Raw genomic sequence first — 17,688 nt, forward strand, 5'->3', positions numbered from 1 at the left:
CCGATGACAAGCCTGACGCTGCCACGCCATGACGGTTCACTTGAGCGATACAGTCTGGCGGGCATCCCGATCGAGCGGCCAAGCGCCGCCCCAACCTTCAATCGCATTGCCTATGCCGCCGCTCATGTTGTGTCGGATCCGTTTCGCGATGCCGATCCCTGGGGCAATGCCGCCATCGACTGGGAGCGGACGATGGCCTTCCGCCATCATCTCTGGGGCCTGGGCTTCAAGATCGCCGAGGCGATGGACACCGCCCAGCGCGGCATGGGCCTCGCCTGGCCGGGCGCGCAGGAACTGATCCGCCGCTCCCTCACCGAGGCGCGAAGCGTGCCGGGCGCTGACCTTGCCTGCGGTGCGGGCACCGATCACCTGGCGCCCACTGAGGCACGCTCGCTCGACGACGTGATTGCCGCCTACGAGGAACAAATCGGATTCGTCGAGGGTGAGGGCGGCCGCGCCATCATGATGGCAAGCCGCGCGCTTGCCCGCGTCGCCCGCTCGCCCGACGATTATCGCCACGTCTACGGTCACATTCTGCGCCAGACAAAAAACAAGGTCGTGCTGCATTGGCTCGGCGACATGTTCGATCCGCAGCTCAAGGGTTACTGGGGCTCTGACGATTTCAATGAGGCACTCGACGCGGTGCTGTCGATCATCCAGGCCAACCGCGACAAGGTTGAAGGCATCAAGATCTCCCTGCTCGACAACGCCAAAGAAGTCGCCTTGCGCAACCGACTGCCGGAGGGCGTACTTTGCTTCACCGGCGATGACTTCAACTATGCGGAGCTCATCGAGGGCGACGGCGCGAAATACAGTCACGCACTTCTCGGCATTTTCGATGCGGTGGCACCTTCCGCCTCCAAGGCGCTTGCGGCATTGGCCAAGGGCGATGTGGCCACTTTCCGTGGCGTCATCGAGCCGACCGTGCCGCTGTCGCGCAAGATCTTCGAGACGCCGACACAGTACTACAAGGCCGGCGTCGTTTTCCTCGCCTGGCTGAACGGCCACCAGGGCCATTTCACCATGCCGGCAGGCATGCAGTCGGCGCGTGGCCTGCTGCACTACTCCGACATCTTCCGGCTTGCCGACAAGGCCAACGTGCTTGATCGACCCGAGTTGGCGGCAAAGCGGATGCAGAGCTTTGTTACGACCCTCGGCGTCGAACAGGCCGGCTGACAACGAAAAACGGCGCCCGCAACGGGCGCCGTCGATGACCGGGGCAGCGACCCCGGCGGATGGCCTCAGAACGTTGTCGTCAGGCTCATCCAGAAACGGCGGCCCTCCATCACCGTGTTGAAATCCGTCTGCTCGACCTTCTTGTCCAGGAGATTGTAGACGGCGGCACTGAGGGTCAGGCCTTCGCCGAGCAGTCTTGGCAACGCCTCCGACTTCGAGGCGGCGCGCAACACGGCGCGCGCACTGTGGTCGGGCCGATCGCGCCAGATGGCGCGGTAGGACCGACAATCATGCCTCAGGCCGCCAGGCCCTTCTTGGCCAACATGGCATCGGGGCTCGGCAGCTTGCCGCGGAACCCCTTGTAGGCGTCTTCCGGATCGATGGAGCCGCCGACCGAATAGACGTTGTCCCTGAGCTTGCGCGCCATGACGGGATCGAAAGGATTGCCCGTCTCTTCGAAGGCGGCAAACGCATCCGCATCGAGCACTTCCGACCACATGTAGGAATAGTACCCCGCAGAGTAGCCGTCCCCGGAGAAGACATGCAGGAAATGCGGGCTGCGATGCCGCATGACGATCGACTTCGGCATGCCGATCTTTTCCAGTGTCGCCGTTTCGAGCGCCATCGGCTCACCCTGCGTTTCCGCCGTGTGATAGGCCATGTCGACCAAGGCGGACGAGGTGAACTCGACCGTGGCGAAGCCGGAGTTGAAGGTGCGTGCGGCCAGCACCTTGTCGAGCAGCGCCTCGGGCATCGGCTCGCCGGTCTGGTAGTGCACCGCATAGCGCTTGAGGATATCCGGCACCGTCAGCCAGTGTTCGTAGAGCTGCGAAGGCAGTTCGACGAAATCTCGCGACACGCCCGTACCGGATACGGAGGGGTAGGTGACGTTGGATAGCATGCCATGCAACGCATGCCCGAACTCGTGGAAGAGGGTGCGCGCGTCGTCGAGCGACAGGAGCGCCGTCTTGCCTTCAGCGGGTTTGGCAAAGTTGCAGACGTTGTAGATGATCGGCAGTTCGCCGACGGTGCCGTTCTTGAGCGTCAGCTTGTGCTGAGACTGGAACGAACTCATCCAGGCGCCGGAGCGCTTCGACGAACGCGCGAAGTAATCGCCGAGGAACAGCGCCACAAGCTTGCCGGCGGCGTCGCGGATCTCGAAGACGCGCACATCCGGATGATAGCCGGCCATGCCCTTCTTTTCCGTCGCGGTGATGCCGAACAGGCGCTGGGCGACATCGAAGCAGGCGTAGATGATCTTTTCGAGCTGCAGATAGGGCTTCAGCTCGCCTTCCGAGAAATTGAACTTTTCGGCACGCAGCTTTTCCGCATAGTGGCGCCAGTCCCACGGCATGACGTCGTGATTGCGGCCTTCGGCTGCGATCAGCTTGGCAAGATCGGCCTCTTCCTCGCGGGCACGGGAGACCGCCTTTTCCCAGACCTGCATCAACAGGCCGTTCACGGCTGCCGGTGTCTTGGCCATGGTGTTGTCGAGCTTCAGCGCCGCGTAATTGGCATAGCCGAGCAGCCTGGCCTTCTCGGCCCGCAGAGCCAGCGTTTCGGCGATGAGGCCGCGATTGTCGGTCTCGCCGCCATTCTCACCGCGGGCGATCCAGGCCCGGAAGGCCTGCTCCCTCAGCTCGCGATTGTCGGAGAAGGTCAGAAACGGCTCGATGATCGAACGCGACAGCGTCACCGCATATTTGCTCTTTTCGCCGCGGTCGCTGGCGGCAGCCGCCATGGCGTCGCGCAGGAAGTCCGGCACCCCGGCCAGATCCTCGTCGCTCTCAAGGAAGAGGGCCCAGTTCTTTTCGTCGGCAAGCACGTTCTGACCGAACTTGGCGCCGAGGCCGGCAAGCGTCTCGTTGATCGCCGCCAGCCGCTCCTGCTCATCCTTCGCCAGCTTCGCGCCGGATTTGACGAAACCCTTCCAGTGCCGCTCCAGGACCCGCGTCGCCTCAAGGTCGAGACCGAGGGTTTCGCGGTTTTCCCACAGCGTGTCGATCCGCTTGAACAGCGCTGCATTCGTGCCGATCCTGGAATAGTGCCGGGACATTTTCGGCGCGATGTCGCGTTCCAGCGCCTGGATGGTTTCGTTGGTGTCGGCGCCGGCCTTGTTCCAGAAGAGCGAGGAGATGCGCGACAGCTCATCGCCGGCAATCTCAAGCGCGATCACGGTGTTGTCGAAGGTCGGCGCATCAGTGCTTCCGGCGATTTCGTCGATCTCCGCTTCATGCACCTTGAAGGCCGCCTCGAAGGCGGGCGCGAAATCCGTGTCCTTCACCAGGTCGAAGCGGGGCAAGCCCTCATGTCCGGTCCAGGTCGTCAGGGCAGGATTGAGCGGGGTGCTGGCGGTCATGAAGGATCCTTTCGCATGCGGATGCCGGCTAATGGCCGGGGAGGGGAGCGCCCACGCAGCTGGAGACAACGTCGGGCGGAAGAGCTTGAGGTGGTTGCTGGCGGCCCCAGCGTCAAGACTTGGGCTTGGGTTTCAGGGCTTGCGCAGACCGAGAAGGCCGGGGGCGGCGTGCCACACGGCCTGGACGGCAAAGCCGATGAACAGCAGCCCTGAGAGCCGAACGATCGCCAGCTCATGGTGGCGATAGAAACGCCGAACGACCGACGCGCCGATGATTACGATCAGGATCAGGTCGGCAACGAGAAAGCCGATAAGCGAGACGCCGAGCAGCATCGGCAGGGCGTCGAATTCAAGCGCGTTGGCGGAGCCGGCGAGCAGGGCGGTGAAGGTCGCGAGCGCCACCGGATACCCCTTCGGGTTTGTCAGGCCGAAGATAAGCCCGCGCCGGAGCGGTCGCTCCACCGTGATCAGCGCCCTGTTTTCGCCCGTCGGCCGGGCGCGCAGCGCGGTCCAGCCGATCCAGCCGAGATAGAGGCCACAGAAGAGGCCGAGAATGTCGAAGATCGTCGTGCCGACCGAACGCGCGCCGACGATCGCAACCAGCGCCAAGCCCGACCAGAGGATATCGCCGGCGAGATGGCCGCCCATGAACAGGGCGCCTGCCTTGCGGCCCTGGCCGGCACCGATGCCGAGCAAGGCCAGAAAAGCCGGCCCGGGAATGAGCGTATAGGAAAGGGCGGCGAGAAAGGCACCGATCAGCAGCGTCTCGGACATGGCGGGTCCCCGGTTGTGTCAGCGACCATTCGATCCCCAGCCAACGATTCCGTCAAGCGGAAAGGCTGCTCCGAGAGAATGTCGAAACGGGAACTGCAAAAACGCTCCAGGATTTCCAGGCGCACGGTCGCTTCGCGAAAATCGGTAGGCGCGAACGGCAAGACAGACCTCCACCGAAGAGTGGCGGCATGCAGTGACACGAAGAACTGTGTTCTAGCGACGGGAACCGCTGGCTCGACGGTTGCCGAAGACAAGGGCATTGACGCTGGCGCCGAGAAGCGTCGTGATCTCGTGAGTGAAATTGCGCATGATCTCGATCCTTTTCCGTGTGTGTGCGGGCGTTGCGGCTTCGGGCCGCGGATGTGAGAATTCCACCCTTTCGGCGTGCACGCTGTTTCTCCGGTAACCGGCGCGGGGCCGGGATGTTGGCGCACAATTCTTTCGTCGCGATCATTTCCCTCGATACGAAGTTGCGCTAAGACGCGCGCGAGTTTTCCCCGCGAGAAGGACTTTCCATGACAGTGCGCAATCTCTTCCTTCTGCCCGGCGACGGCATCGGCCCGGAAGCCATGGCGGAAGTCCGCAAAATCATCGCCTACATGAATGCCGAGCTTGGCGCCGGCTTCGTGACGGACGAAGGCCTCGTCGGCGGTTCTGCCTATGACGCCCACGGCCAGGCGATTTCGGAAGGGGACATGGCCAAGGCGCTTGCCGCCGACGCCGTGCTGTTTGGTGCCGTCGGCGGTCCGAAGTGGGATGCCGTGCCTTACGAGGTCCGTCCCGAAGCCGGTCTCTTACGCCTGCGCAAGGACCTGCAGCTGTTTGCCAACCTGCGCCCGGCCATCTGCTATCCGGCGCTTTCCGCCGCATCGTCGCTGAAGCCGGAACTGGTCGAAGGCCTCGACATCCTGATCGTGCGCGAGTTGACCGGCGGTGTCTATTTCGGCGAGCCGAAGGAAATCATCGATCTCGGCAACGGCCAGAAGCGCGGCATCGACACCCAGGTCTACGACACCTACGAGATCGAGCGCATCGCCGGCGTTGCCTTCGAACTGGCCCGCACCCGCAACAACCGCGTCTGCTCGATGGAAAAGCGCAACGTCATGAAGTCGGGCGTGTTGTGGAACCAGGTGGTGACCGAAACCCACAAGGCGAAATATTCCGATGTCCAGCTCGAGCATATGCTGGCCGATGCCGGCGGCATGCAGCTGGTGCGCCAGCCCAAGCAGTTCGACGTCATCGTCACCGACAACCTGTTCGGCGACATGCTGTCGGACGTGGCGGCGATGCTGACCGGCTCGCTCGGCATGCTGCCTTCGGCCTCGCTCGGTGCACCGGATGGTGTCACCGGCAAGCGCAAGGCGCTCTACGAGCCGGTGCACGGTTCGGCCCCTGACATTGCCGGCAAGGGCATCGCCAACCCGATCGCCATGATCGCCTCGTTTGCCATGTGCCTGCGCTACTCCTTCAACCTGGTGACGGAAGCCGACAACCTGGAAAAGGCGATCGCCACCGTGCTCGACAAGGGCATCCGCACCGGCGACATCATGGCCGAAGGCGCACGCCAGGTCGGAACCGTCGAAATGGGCGAAGCCATCCTCTCCGAGTTCAAGGCGCTGTCTGCCTGATACGAGCATTTCCAGGAAAAGTGCGAAGCGGTTTTCCGCCAGGAAATGCGTAAAACAAAAAGCTTGAACGTTTCCGCGGCATCGTCTGAAGCGGAAACGTTCAAGCAAGAGGCGCGCCCGATCGGGCAGCGCCCCGCAAGTTGTCAGAACACCTCCGGAGCGATCCGGAGGTGTTTTGCATTCGACAGTCTTGAATTCGACGGCCGAACCGACACATGCAGGCAGATGCTGCGAGCAATGAGGGGCGGCGAGGGACCGCATTCTCGCATGCAGACCGTTTGGAAAGGCCGACATGAACCGACCGCTCGCATCAACCGGATGGATCCTGGTGACGACACTGATCCTCGTACTCGCCTTCATTCCGCTCGATCCGTTTCTGTCGACGCGGGCGCAGGAACTGCCCGAGGGCATCGTCGCCTTCAATCGCCTGATTACCGACTTCGGCACCTTCGGCTGGATGATTTATGTCTCGGGTCTGGTGCTTGCCGTCGCCTTCATCCTGCAGCGTGCCGTTGGCCAGGCGCCGTTTCAGCGCAAAGCCCGAACTGTCCGCAACCTTGCTGCCTATTTCTTGCTGACGATCGGCACTGCCAGTGTGCTCGTGCATGTGCTGAAGTTCCTGATCGGGCGGGCAAGGCCCGAGCTTCTGGTGGATCTCGGTGCCTACAGCCTGACGCCGTTTACCGGCGACACCCTGTTCGAAAGCTTTCCATCCGGTCATTCGACGGCGGCGGGTGCTTTTTTCGGCGCCTTTGCCATGCTTCTGCCGAAGCTGCGGCCGTTGTTTTTCGTGATGGCATTGGTCATCGGGGTCTCGCGCGTCATCGTCGGCGCCCACTATCCGAGCGACGTTGCTGCCGGGCTGCTGCTTGGCCTATGGACATCTATGATGGTGGCGTTTCTCTTCGCCAAACGCGGCTGGCTTTTCCGCGCCGACGAGGGCGGTTGGCCTATCCCAAAGCGAACAGGCTCCCGCCCATAAAAAAGCCGGCGCGGAAAGCCGCGCCGGAGTCGGGAGAGCCGTGATGCCTCTCGGGGAAGTCTTTAGTCCATCGCGTGGATGTCGCGATCCTTGGTTTCCGGCAGGAACAACATGCCGATGACCAGGGTGATGCCCGCAAAGACGATCGGGTACCAGAGACCGTAGTAGATATCGCCCTGAGCCGCGCTCATCGCGAAGGCCGTGGCCGGCAGCAAGCCACCGAACCAACCGTTGCCGATATGGTAGGGCAGGGACATGCCGGTGTAGCGGATGCGGGTCGGGAACAGTTCGACCAGCAGGGCGGCAATCGGGCCGTAGACCATCGTCACGTAGATGACGAGAACGGTCAGAACGGCGATGATCATCGTCCAGTTGACGTTGGCAGGATCCGCCACCATTGCGTAGCTGCCGCCCTTGGCGATCGTGTAGACAGCCATTTCGGTGGCGGCGCCGACTTCGTCCTTGGTCAGGAGCTTGTCGGCAATGAGCTTGTCGGCAGGAACCATGGTCTTTTCGCCGCCGCGAACGGCAGCGGCATCAAGCGCCAGTTCCGGATTGGCGGCGACGAAGCCGTCAAGCTTGGATTCCGGAACCTTTGCCGCACCACGAACCAGCGGGTAGCCGGCATCATGGAGAGCCATGTTGGTCTGCTTTTCGAAGCCGGCGTTGGCAGCCTTGGCACCATCGCCTGCAGCGATCGCGTCATAGCTGTTGATCGTCGTTTCGCCGACCTCCACAGTCGCGGCAGTCCCCGCCGCAGCTGTCGTTACCACGTCATAGGGAACCGAGTTCTTGGTCAGGAACGCGGTTGCGATGTCGCACGAGGTCGTGAACTTCGCGGTACCGGTCGGGTTGAACTGGAACTTGCAGTCGCCCGGTGCCGCGGTCACGGTCGCCCGTACCGTTGCCTGGGCCTGAGCGAGCGCCGGGTTACCGGCCCAGGTCAGCGCCTTGAACAGCGGGAAGTAGGTGAGCATGGCAAGCAGCAGGCCGGCCATGATGATCGGCTTGCGGCCGATCTTGTCGGAGAGCCAGCCGAAGAGCACGAAGAAGCCCGTACCGATCAGCAGTGAGGCGGCGACCATGATATTGGCCGACTGGCCGTCCACCTTGAGCACGCCCGTCAGGAAGAACAGCGCGTAGAACTGACCGGAGTACCAGACGACGGCCTGGCCGACGACGGCGCCGAACAGTGCCAGAAGCGCGATCTTGGCGTTCTTCCACTGGCCGAAGGCTTCCGACAACGGTGCCTTGGAACCCTTGCCCTCTTCCTTCATCTTCTTGAAGGCCGGCGACTCGTTCATCTTCAGGCGGATCCAGACGGAAACGCCGAGAAGCACGACCGAGACCAGGAACGGAACGCGCCAGCCCCAGGCTGCAAACGCTTCTTTGCCCACCAGGTACTGGACGAGCAGGATCACCACCAGCGACAAGAACAGACCGAGCGTTGCCGTGGTCTGGATCCACGAGGTGAAGTAACCGCGACGCCCGTGCGGCGCGTGTTCGGCCACGTAGGTTGCAGCGCCGCCATATTCACCGCCGAGCGCCAGGCCCTGAAGCATGCGCAGAGCGATGAGCAGGATCGGCGCAGCGATGCCGATCGAGGCAGCGCCAGGCAGGATGCCGACCAGGAAGGTCGACAGACCCATGATCAGGATCGTCACGAGGAAGGTGTATTTGCGGCCGACGAGGTCGCCGAGGCGACCGAAGACCAGAGCGCCGAACGGGCGAACCAAGAAGCCCGCGGCAAACGCCAGAAGCGCGAAGATGTTTCGCGTCGTTTCCGGGTAGGAGCTGAAGAAGGTCGCGCCGATGTAAACGGCGAGCGAACCGTAGAGATAGAAATCGTACCATTCGAATACGGTACCAAGCGACGAGGCGAAGATGACCTTCTTCTCCTCGCCGGTCATCGGACGTGCTTTTGTGTCGTCCGCTGTCGCGACATTTGCCATTTTGTTTATCCTCCACTCCAAAACAGCCCATTGGAGCGCCCATTGGCTGGCTCGGACAATTCCTCCCTTGAACGTCCGAACGTGGTGCGCCTGATCACAGGATGTCAGAAAAGGAGGGCCGCAGGCAGGGATGCTTTCGGCTTATGACTTTCGTCTAAGAAGCCAGAGACCTCAGGCGCGAAGGGCTGCCGCCGGCGATTGCCGGTAGGCGATCATGGCCGGCAGGACGGCGAGGATGGCGGCGAAGACGAGAATGGCAGAGACAAGAAATCCGTCGCCGGCAGCGAACATGACAGGCATGGCAACGCCGCTCTCACCGGAAAGATATCCGGCTATGAACTTTGCGGCACCGAAGCCAAGCGCGAAACCGGAAAGCACACCGGCGGCAATCAGCGCAAACAGTTCGCTCCAGACGATGACAAACACCGCCGTGCGCGGCGCGCCGAAGGCACGAAGCGCCCCGATCTGCCGTCGGCGCTGGCCGACATGCAGGATCGTGACGAGCAGGATCGCGGCTGCGACCAGAACCTGAGCGCCCGTCGTCACTCCCACGAGCACCCGCTTGGCGTCGCCAAGTGTCGCATAGAGGTTCGTCAGCACCTCGCCGGGAAAAACCGCCAGTGTCGAGTTGCTGCGATAGTCCTGCCGGAGCTTGTAGGCGTCGGCGATCGATTTCGGTTTGACGAGGATCGCGGGCAGGCCGGGCGTGGCCTTGCTCCAATTCTCGTCGAGCGCCGCGTCCGCATCGATATGAGGGTGATCCGCCTCGACACCGGACGCGGCCTCGTCATGCGCGTGATCGTCGGCATCATCGTGTTCCGCCGCTTCCATTCCATGCAGCGCCCAGACCGCCTGCATCGGAACCAAAATGGCACGGTCCCAGGCGGTGCCCGTGGGCTTGAGGCGCCCGACAATGCGATAGGCGAGTTCCGTGTGGGCGTGGCCGCCGAGTTCGGCAAGTCCATGGGTCGGCTTGACCGTATAACCGAGTGGCAAATCGACGGCGGCGCCGGCAACCGCTTCACCAAGGGCGGCAAAGGCGCGGCCTTCGGCAAGCTGTTCGAGTTCCGCAAGCAACCCGGTGGAGGTGCCGACAACGGCATAGCCGCCAAAGCTGTCACCGAAGCCGACCGGTGCTGCGGAGGCGACGCGCGGATCGGCAAGAAGGCGCGGCAGAACCGTGCCTTCCATCAGCGGCAGCGGCGAGGGTTGCAGGAAGATCGATGAAAGCACGAGCTGGGTCTCGCTGCCGGGGGCGCCGATCACGAGGTCGAACTTGTCGGCAGCACGCGCACTGCCGAGCCGAAGCGCCCGTTCCTGCAAGGTGACGGCGACGCCGAGCGCCGTCGCCAACGCAACCAGGAGGACGACGACGAGCGAACCGGCCCAGAGGCGGCGCAGATCCGCAAGGATGAAACCGATCATGCCGCGCGCTCCTCGATGAGGCCATCTTCGACGATGCGCCCGGCGGCAAGCCGGATGCGACGGTCCATACGCCGCGTCAGCGCCAGATCGTGCGTCGCAACGATCAGCGTGCAGCCGCTTTCGCGTGAAAGCTCGAGCAGCAGGTCGCCGACGGTCTCGCCGGCGTCGCTGTCGAGGCTGGCGGTCGGCTCGTCGGCAATGACCACACCCGGCTTGCGCAAAAGCGCGCGGGCGATCGCCACCCGCTGCATTTCACCGCGCGACATGGTTTCGATCATCTGGGTCGGCCGGGTGAGGCCGACACGCAGAAGCAGATGTTCAGCACGGGCGCCGACATCACGGCTCATCGCGCCGGAGAGCCTTGTCGGCAGCAGAACGTTGTCCAGAGCACTGAGGCCGGGGAAAAGATGAAAGTCCTGCAGGACCAGACCGATATTGGCGCCGCACCAACGGTCACGACGGCCCTCGGAGAGCGCGCAGATATCGACATCGCCCCAGAGGATGCGGCCCTGTCCGACCCGCTCGAGCCCGGTCAGGATGCTGATCAGCGTGCTTTTGCCGGATCCTGACGCACCTGTGAGCGCCACACGGCTGCCGGCGGCGACGTCAAGGCTGTCGATCGCAAGAGCGGGTGCGGCAAGTCCGGGAAAGCTGACATCGACGCCTGCGAGTTGAAGACCAAGCATGCCCTAGACCGCGTAAAATTGAGACGAGCGCAGACGCAGCAGGCTGACGAATCCGGTCTCCGGATCGGTCCAGGAGCCGACCTCCAGTGTCCCGCGAACCTCGATCGTCTGGCCGGGCGGCACGAAGGTCTGCTTCTCCCCGAGATAGACGACGACGATATTGTCCGGCCAATCGGAATCCGACGAACAAAACGGGCAAAGCGCCATCGGAACTTCCGTCAGCACGAAGAACGCTGCCTCTGCCTTGAGCGGCGGCGCCATGAAGCCGCGCATGCGGACTTCCTGACCGGCAAGGCTCTTCACCTTTGTCGAGAATTCGAGGCCGAGTACACTGACCTTGCCGTAGAGCTCATCGAAAGTGAGACTGGCGTCGGCCAGGGCCGCATGCCCGTCGAACGCGACAACCGCGCCGGCAATCAGGCCGAGCACAGCTCGACGGCTCAAGGATATGGGTGTCGGTAGGGTCATCGTCTTATCGCCAAGAGTACCCCGGCAGCGCATGGGCGTGATGTGGCCGGGAATGAACGTCAGCGTGAAGCCTCCTCCCCGTTTCAGGGAGGAGGCGGGTTTCAAACGATCAGTTGGTCTGCTTCACGCCGAGGGCAAGCGCATCGACGAGAACGCGGTAGACGTCGCTCTGCTCCATGTAGCCTCTGAAGCCCTCGCTGCCCGGACCTTCCGACTGCAGCACGACGTCGTCGACCGTGTGCTGGCCGGTGCTTTCGTCCTTCGGCAGGATGCCGACGCGCAGCACGGCGCCGGGCATGTCCTTGTAAGCTTCGTTGGCGACATACTCGTCCTTCTCGTTCTTCACCGCCGGCTCGAACGGCCCGTCCAGCTTGGGGCTGAAGGTTTCGTAGTAGTCGGGGAAGTTTGAGACGAACATCGCCAGACGACGGCTCGCGTCGATCTTGTCGGGGAAGCCGTCCTTGTTCTCGTCGGTATAGTTCGGGAAGCCCGCCGAAGCGCCTGTTTTGACCTTGTCGCGGCCTTCCTTGCCCTCGACGGTGTCGTCGATGATGCCGAGCAGTGAGACGCCATGGGTATGGTCGCCGGTCACGACAACCAGCGTATCCGGGTTGTTCTTCGCGAACGCGCGGGCAACGCCGACCGCCTGGTCGAACTCGATGGTCTCGACGACGGCGCGCTCCATGTCGAGCGGATGGCTCATCTTGTCGATCGAGGCGCCCTCGACCATCAGGAAGAAGCCGTTTTCGTTCTTCGACAGCCTGTCGAGCGCGGTCTTGATCATGTCGACAAGGCCTGGCTGGCCGGGGAACTTTTCGACCGTGCCCTTCTTCAGGAACTCGCGATCAAGCGTCACGTCCATGTTGCCGGTGTGGAACAGACCGAGAAGCTTGCCGTCGGCGGGCGCATTGGCAAGTTCGCTCTTGTCGGTCGCAAGCGCATAACCGGCTTCCTGGAAAAGCTTGATGTAGTCCTGGTTGTCCTTGCGCTTGGAGCCGGGCGTCTCCTTGCCGAGGAAATAGGCCGAGCCTCCGCCAAGGATGACCTCCGGCTTGACGTCGTAGATCATGCCGACGATCTCGGCCTTGTCGCTGCGGTTGCGGGTGTGGGCGACGACGGCGGCCGGCGTGGCGTCCTCGATTTCCGAGGTCGTGACGAGACCGATCGACTTCTGCGTCTGGCGGCGCAGCGCTTCGGCAATGGTCTCGACCCGTGGATCGTCGAGGCTGTCGGGCGTGCGGTCGCCATAGACGCCCACGGCGTTGATCACGGTCTTGTGGCCGGTCATGTAGGCCGACATGGTGTTGGCGCTGTCGGTGTCGATCGAATTGGTCGCCGACGTGCCGATGAAGGCCATGCGCTCGAGGTCGTCCATGTTGAGGCGGCCATTGGCCTTACCCTCGGTCATGCCCTTCGACATGATGCGGGCGGCGGTGCGGTGCGCAACCGAAAGGCCATCGCCAAGCAGGAAGATGACGTTCTTGACCTTCGGCTGCTCCGCCGTGGCATAGACGTGCCAGGTCACGGTCTTCGTCTCTCCGCCAGCCGTCACTTCGACCTTGTAGCTGCCCGGTGCGCCAATTATAGCGTTGCGCAGGAGCAGGGCCGAACCGAGCTCCTTGTCTTCCTTGCCCTTTTCCATCGCGACATAGGCGGCTTCGGCACCGAGCGCTGCCTTGTAGTCCTGGCCGTTGACGGTCACCTTGATGTCTTCCGCCTTGACGGCGCTCTTGAGCTCGACCTTGAAATCGAACGGGGAACCGGCAAGAATTGTCGCGCGATCAATGGGATAGACGTCTGCGGCCTGAGCGGCGTGGGCCAGAACCGTCGTGGCAAAGAGGGTGGCAAGAAGCATACGCATGGCAATCGTCCCTTTGAGGTGTCGGATTGCGCGGTCGTAACGCCCGGCGATGACAGCGACATGACATTGCGATCACGTTTGCAGGCGCCAAGCATCGCACGCTTGACTCGCCGATAGAAACAATTATTACGAGCCTCGGAAAGGAAGGCATTCCATGCTTCGCCGCGAACACAACTTCGCTGACAGCAGCGTCCTGGCAGAAATCGCCGGGCAGGATATGCGTTTTCCAGCTTCCTTCAAAACAACGGCCAAAACGACGACGAAAACCGTCTGACGTCTCTGGCCCTCCGCTCTCTCCCCGGTTTGGCCGGGGACAGGAACCCTCGCGGCGGATCGCGCGGTTTCCCCCTCCACCCGACGAGGAGAGACAAAAAAGAGAGCTTAGATCATGGGTTTCAAGATTGCAGTCGCAGGCGCCACCGGCAATGTCGGCCGGGAGATGCTGAACATCCTTTCGGAACGCGGCTTTCCCGCCGATGAAGTGGTCGCCCTTGCTTCCGCCCGTTCCCAGGGCACGGAAGTTTCCTTCGGCGACAAGACGCTCAAGGTCAAGAACCTCGAAAACTACGATTTCTCCGATACCGATATCTGCCTGATGTCGGCCGGCGGCGCGGTTTCGCTGAAGTATTCGCCGAAGATCGGCCAGCAGGGTTGCGTCGTCATCGACAATTCCTCGGCCTGGCGTTACGACTCCGAAGTGCCGCTGATCGTGCCGGAAGTGAACCCGGACGCGATCACGCTCTTCACCAAGAAGAACATCATCGCCAATCCGAATTGCTCGACCGCCCAGCTCGTCGTCGCGCTGAAGCCGCTGCACGACCACGCCAAGATCAAGCGCGTCGTCGTCTCGACCTACCAGTCGGTTTCCGGCGCCGGCAAGGACGGCATGGACGAACTCTTCAACCAGACCCGTGCGGTCTTCGTTGCCGACCCGATCGAATCGAAGAAGTTCACCAAGCGCATCGCCTTCAACGTCATTCCGCACATCGACGTCTTCATGGAAGACGGCTACACCAAGGAAGAGTGGAAGGTTCTGGCCGAGACCAAGAAGATGCTCGACCCGAAGATCAAGGTGACCTGCACGGCCGTGCGCGTCCCGGTCTTCATCGGCCATTCGGAATCGGTCAACATCGAGTTCGAAAACGAGATCACCGCTGACGAGGCGCGCGATATCCTGCGCGAAGCACCGGGTTGCCTTGTTGTCGACAAGCACGAGAACGGCGGCTACGTAACGCCTTACGAGTGCGCCGGCGAAGACGCGACCTACATCTCGCGCATCCGCGAAGACGCAACCGTCGAAAACGGCCTCAACATCTGGGTCGTTTCCGATAACCTGCGGAAGGGTGCGGCACTCAACGCGATCCAGATCGCCGAGCTGCTCATCAACCGCGGTCTGATCCGCGCCAAGAAGCAGGCCGCCTGAACAAACAGACGGTAAAGCACGAATAAGAACCCCGCCTGGCCCGTTATCGGCCTGCGGGGTTTCCTGTTTCACGGATCCGTGCGCAAAATTGATCGGATTCACGTGAAACCGTTAGGAAATTTCCGCCAATGAGGGGCGGGTGACAGAGCCGGCAAAGGCTGGCATCTTCCTAACGGCAACCAGATTTGGGCAATGACGGGGTATTTCATGCACACGGCAAAGTGCGTAGCGATTGGGCTTGCGGCCCTGATTTCAACGGCGATCCTTCCGGCGACCGCGTCGGCGGCACAGTGCGGCAACGACGGCAGCGGTTTCGCGGCCTGGATGACGCAGTTCAAGCAGGAAGCCTCCGGCAACGGCATCAGCCCTGCGGCGCTCGACAAGGCGCTCTCCGGCGTTTCCTACAACAAGGCGACGATCCGCGCCGACCGCGGCCAGAAAAGCTTCAAGCTCTCGCTCAGCCAGTTCATGCAGAAGCGTGGCGGTCAGACGATCATCTCGCGCGGCAAGAAGATGAAGGCCCAGAATGCGGCGCTCTTCAACAGCATCGAACGGCGCTACGGCGTACCGGCCGGCCCGCTGATCGCCATCTGGGGCATGGAAACCGGCTTTGGCGGCTTCATGGGCAAGGAGCATACGCTCTCAGCCGTTTCGACGCTCGCCTATGACTGCCGCCGGTCCGACTACTTCACCAACCAGCTCTATGCGGCGCTCCAGCTCGTCCAGCGCGGCGATCTCAGCCCGGCTGCACGCGGCGCTGCCCATGGCGAAATCGGACAGACCCAGTTCCTTCCGGCAAACGTTCTGAAATACGGCGTCGACGGTGACGGCAACGGCCATATCGACATGGTCCGCTCGAAGGCTGACGCGCTTGCTTCGACCGCGAACTTCCTGCGTGGACACGGCTGGCAGCCGGGCGCCGGATATCAGCCGGGACAGGCCAATTTCGGCGCGATCCAGGGCTGGAACGCCGCCAGCGTCTATCAGCAGGCGATCGCCATCATCGGCGCGGAAATTGACGGCGACTAGAGCATTTCCAGGAAAAGTGCGAAGCGGTTTTCCGTCAGGAAATGCGTAGAAACAAGGAGATAGAGCGTTTCTGCGACTCCGCTTAAACCGCAGACGCTCTAACGCATGTTGCGCAAAGGTGCGCAGCGGTTTTGCGATAACGACAGCGCAAAAACAAAAGATCAAAGCTTATGAAATAAAAGAAGCCCGGTTCGAAAGGACCGGGCTTTTTCTCTGGCTTCTATCACATACCTGGACGGGCAAAGTCGCCGCTCTTCGGATCCATCACCCAGAGCTCGCCGGTCGAAATGTCGAACCAGGCGCCGTGAAGCTGGAGCTTGCCCTTCGATTCGAGAATCTGGACGCAGGGGAAGGTGCGAAGATTGGCGATCGAGTTGCGGATGGAAACCCGCTCCAGAGCGCGCTGCCGCTCGGCCTGGGTCATCACGTCATTGCTCTGGATCTGTTCGGCGGACGGTTTCAAGAGGTGCATCCAGCGACCGATGAAGTCACCCGGCGACAGGGGCTCGGCGTCCAGGTCAAGCGCCGCCTTGATGCCGCCGCAGCGTCCGTGGCCCATGACGACGATGTCGCTGACACGCAGAGACTGGACGGCAAATTCCAGAGCTGCCGACGTCGAGTGGTAGTGTCCGTCCGGCTCGTAGGGCGGCATGAGATTGGCGACGTTGCGCACGACGAAGAGCTCGCCCGGGCCGCTGTCGAAGATCGTCTCGGGCGCTGCCCGGGAGTCACAACAGGCAATGACCATGGTCTTGGGCTTCTGCCCGCTATCCGCCAATGTCTTGTAACGCTGCTGCTGTTCGCTGAAGCGACCACTCATGAAGTTATGATAGCCGTTCAGAAGGTGGTCTGGAAAACGCTGCATATCCATCGGTTACCCCGCTGCTGTCGAGAGTTCAATCCACCAAGCCATCCGACGGCGTGCCGTGAACAGCTTCTTCTATTTCCGCCGCATCTGGCTCGGATGCAGCAAGCGCCGCATCTGCACCATCGCCATCGGCGTCGAGAGACTGGACGCATCCTGTTCGAGCGTCAGTTCATCGGCGCCGCGCTTGACCGTGCGCGCGATAATTTCGAACACGCTGGCTGTCGCCATCTGAAGCGCGCGCTCCTCGGAGAGGCCTTCCAGCAGCCGCGCCAGGAACACCGCCGCCAGCAGATCGCCCGTGCCGTTCGGCGGGTTCTCGATCAGCCGGTGTTCGGCGAGCAGCGCATGGTTGCCGGAGAGATAGAGATTTCCCGTCCCGCCCTTCATCATCGGAATCGCCGACGTGACCAGCATGCGCGAGGGACCAAGCCCCAGCGCCGCGTCAAGGATTGCCGCATTGGTCTCGAGCGTCGCGCCGGCAAGCCAGGCCAGTTCGAACCGGTTGGGCGTGGCGAGACTTGCAAGCGGCAACAGCCGGTCGCGGATGGTAATCGCCGTCGCTTCGGGCACGTAGAGCCCTTCGGCATCACCGATCACCGGGTCGCAGGCATAGACGAGATCAGGATTGCGGGCGCGCAAGGCGGTCACCAGCCGGGCAACGCCCTCTGCCTGGCTCGCCGAGCCGAGATAGCCTGACAGGACTGCCCGGACCTCGCCGGCCCAGGGCGCCTGAGCCAGATCGTCGATCACCGACTGGAATTCCGCGTCCGGTATCGTGATGCGCGTCGAATGGCCATGGCCGGGATGCCAGGGCAGAATGACGGTCGGCAGAGCCCAGACGGGATGGCCAAGCGTCTCCAAGGCAAAGACAACCGCCCGATTGCCGACGGTGCCGCGAACCACGTGACTAGAAATGACGATGACGGCACCAGGCAAGGAGGGCATTTCGGGCATCGGCCAGTCCAATCCTTCGATTTGAACTCTGATCACCGACTGTCACCGCCATGTCAACAGGCTATGGCAGACAGGTTCCGCACGAGCCGCTGGCGTTTTCGTG

The 17,688-nt window shown here is 62.4% G+C and carries 15 protein-coding genes; 5 read left to right on the forward strand and 10 right to left on the reverse strand.

Going from position 1 to position 17,688, the window contains the following annotated elements; genetic code table 11:
• Positions 1–3 precede the first annotated feature (3 nt).
• Positions 4–1,176, forward strand: a complete 1,173-nt coding sequence (locus tag J3R84_RS17540) for a dihydrodipicolinate synthase family protein (RefSeq protein WP_025425266.1) — start codon at positions 4–6, stop codon at positions 1,174–1,176.
• Positions 1,177–1,241: 65 nt separating this feature from the next.
• Here the strand turns inward: J3R84_RS17540 and J3R84_RS17545 are convergent, their stop codons facing one another.
• The 3 genes from J3R84_RS17545 to J3R84_RS17555 form a co-directional block, all read right to left on the reverse strand.
• Entirely contained in the window at positions 1,242–1,379 is a 138-nt protein-coding gene (locus tag J3R84_RS17545) for a hypothetical protein (protein WP_156408076.1), read from the reverse strand.
• 92 nt (positions 1,380–1,471) lie between these two features.
• A complete protein-coding gene (locus J3R84_RS17550; protein ID WP_203528726.1) occupies positions 1,472–3,535 on the reverse strand; it encodes a M3 family metallopeptidase in 2,064 nt (687 codons plus the stop codon).
• Positions 3,536–3,667: 132 nt separating this feature from the next.
• Positions 3,668–4,309, reverse strand: coding sequence for a LysE family translocator (locus J3R84_RS17555; protein WP_025425268.1), 642 nt, complete (start codon positions 4,307–4,309; stop codon positions 3,668–3,670).
• 515 nt (positions 4,310–4,824) lie between these two features.
• Here J3R84_RS17555 and leuB point away from each other — a divergent pair.
• The gene (leuB, locus tag J3R84_RS17560; RefSeq protein WP_057258488.1) at positions 4,825–5,937 is read left to right on the forward strand and encodes a 3-isopropylmalate dehydrogenase; all 1,113 of its coding nucleotides are present in this window, start codon (positions 4,825–4,827) and stop codon (positions 5,935–5,937) included.
• Positions 5,938–6,229: 292 nt separating this feature from the next.
• On the forward strand, positions 6,230–6,919 hold the full coding sequence (locus tag J3R84_RS17565; RefSeq protein WP_025425270.1) for a phosphatase PAP2 family protein: 690 nt from the start codon (positions 6,230–6,232) through the stop codon (positions 6,917–6,919).
• 62 nt (positions 6,920–6,981) lie between these two features.
• Here the strand turns inward: J3R84_RS17565 and J3R84_RS17570 are convergent, their stop codons facing one another.
• The 5 genes from J3R84_RS17570 to J3R84_RS17590 all read right to left on the reverse strand — a co-directional run bounded on the left by J3R84_RS17570 (position 6,982) and on the right by J3R84_RS17590 (position 13,311).
• A complete protein-coding gene (locus J3R84_RS17570) occupies positions 6,982–8,871 on the reverse strand; it encodes an MFS transporter (protein ID WP_025425271.1) in 1,890 nt (629 codons plus the stop codon).
• A 171-nt stretch (positions 8,872–9,042) separates the two neighbouring features.
• Positions 9,043–10,296 carry an ABC transporter permease gene (locus J3R84_RS17575; protein ID WP_025425272.1) on the reverse strand — a complete coding sequence of 418 codons (1,254 nt, stop codon included), beginning with the start codon at positions 10,294–10,296 and terminating at the stop codon, positions 9,043–9,045.
• Entirely contained in the window at positions 10,293–10,982 is a 690-nt protein-coding gene (locus J3R84_RS17580; protein ID WP_025425273.1) for an ABC transporter ATP-binding protein, read from the reverse strand. Before J3R84_RS17580 ends, J3R84_RS17575 begins: the two co-directional genes overlap by 4 nt.
• A gap of 3 nt (positions 10,983–10,985) precedes the next feature.
• A complete protein-coding gene (locus tag J3R84_RS17585; protein ID WP_025425274.1) occupies positions 10,986–11,450 on the reverse strand; it encodes a hypothetical protein in 465 nt (154 codons plus the stop codon).
• Positions 11,451–11,559: 109 nt separating this feature from the next.
• On the reverse strand, positions 11,560–13,311 hold the full coding sequence (locus J3R84_RS17590; protein WP_025425275.1) for an alkaline phosphatase: 1,752 nt from the start codon (positions 13,309–13,311) through the stop codon (positions 11,560–11,562).
• A 388-nt stretch (positions 13,312–13,699) separates the two neighbouring features.
• Here J3R84_RS17590 and J3R84_RS17595 point away from each other — a divergent pair, with 388 nt between their 5' ends.
• Both J3R84_RS17595 and J3R84_RS17600 read left to right on the forward strand, forming a co-directional pair.
• The gene (locus J3R84_RS17595; RefSeq protein WP_025425276.1) at positions 13,700–14,734 is read left to right on the forward strand and encodes an aspartate-semialdehyde dehydrogenase; all 1,035 of its coding nucleotides are present in this window, start codon (positions 13,700–13,702) and stop codon (positions 14,732–14,734) included.
• 207 nt (positions 14,735–14,941) lie between these two features.
• On the forward strand, positions 14,942–15,763 hold the full coding sequence (locus J3R84_RS17600) for a lytic murein transglycosylase (protein ID WP_025425277.1): 822 nt from the start codon (positions 14,942–14,944) through the stop codon (positions 15,761–15,763).
• Between the two features lie 223 nt (positions 15,764–15,986).
• On the opposite strand, the gene J3R84_RS17605 is transcribed toward J3R84_RS17600, so the two are convergent.
• A complete protein-coding gene (locus tag J3R84_RS17605; protein ID WP_025425278.1) occupies positions 15,987–16,634 on the reverse strand; it encodes a carbonic anhydrase in 648 nt (215 codons plus the stop codon).
• A gap of 69 nt (positions 16,635–16,703) precedes the next feature.
• Positions 16,704–17,585, reverse strand: a complete 882-nt coding sequence (pdxY, locus tag J3R84_RS17610; protein ID WP_025425279.1) for a pyridoxal kinase PdxY — start codon at positions 17,583–17,585, stop codon at positions 16,704–16,706.
• Positions 17,586–17,688: the final 103 nt, after the last annotated feature.

The organism is Ensifer canadensis, from assembly GCF_017488845.2.
Taxonomy (GTDB): Bacteria; Pseudomonadota; Alphaproteobacteria; order Rhizobiales; family Rhizobiaceae; genus Ensifer; species Ensifer canadensis.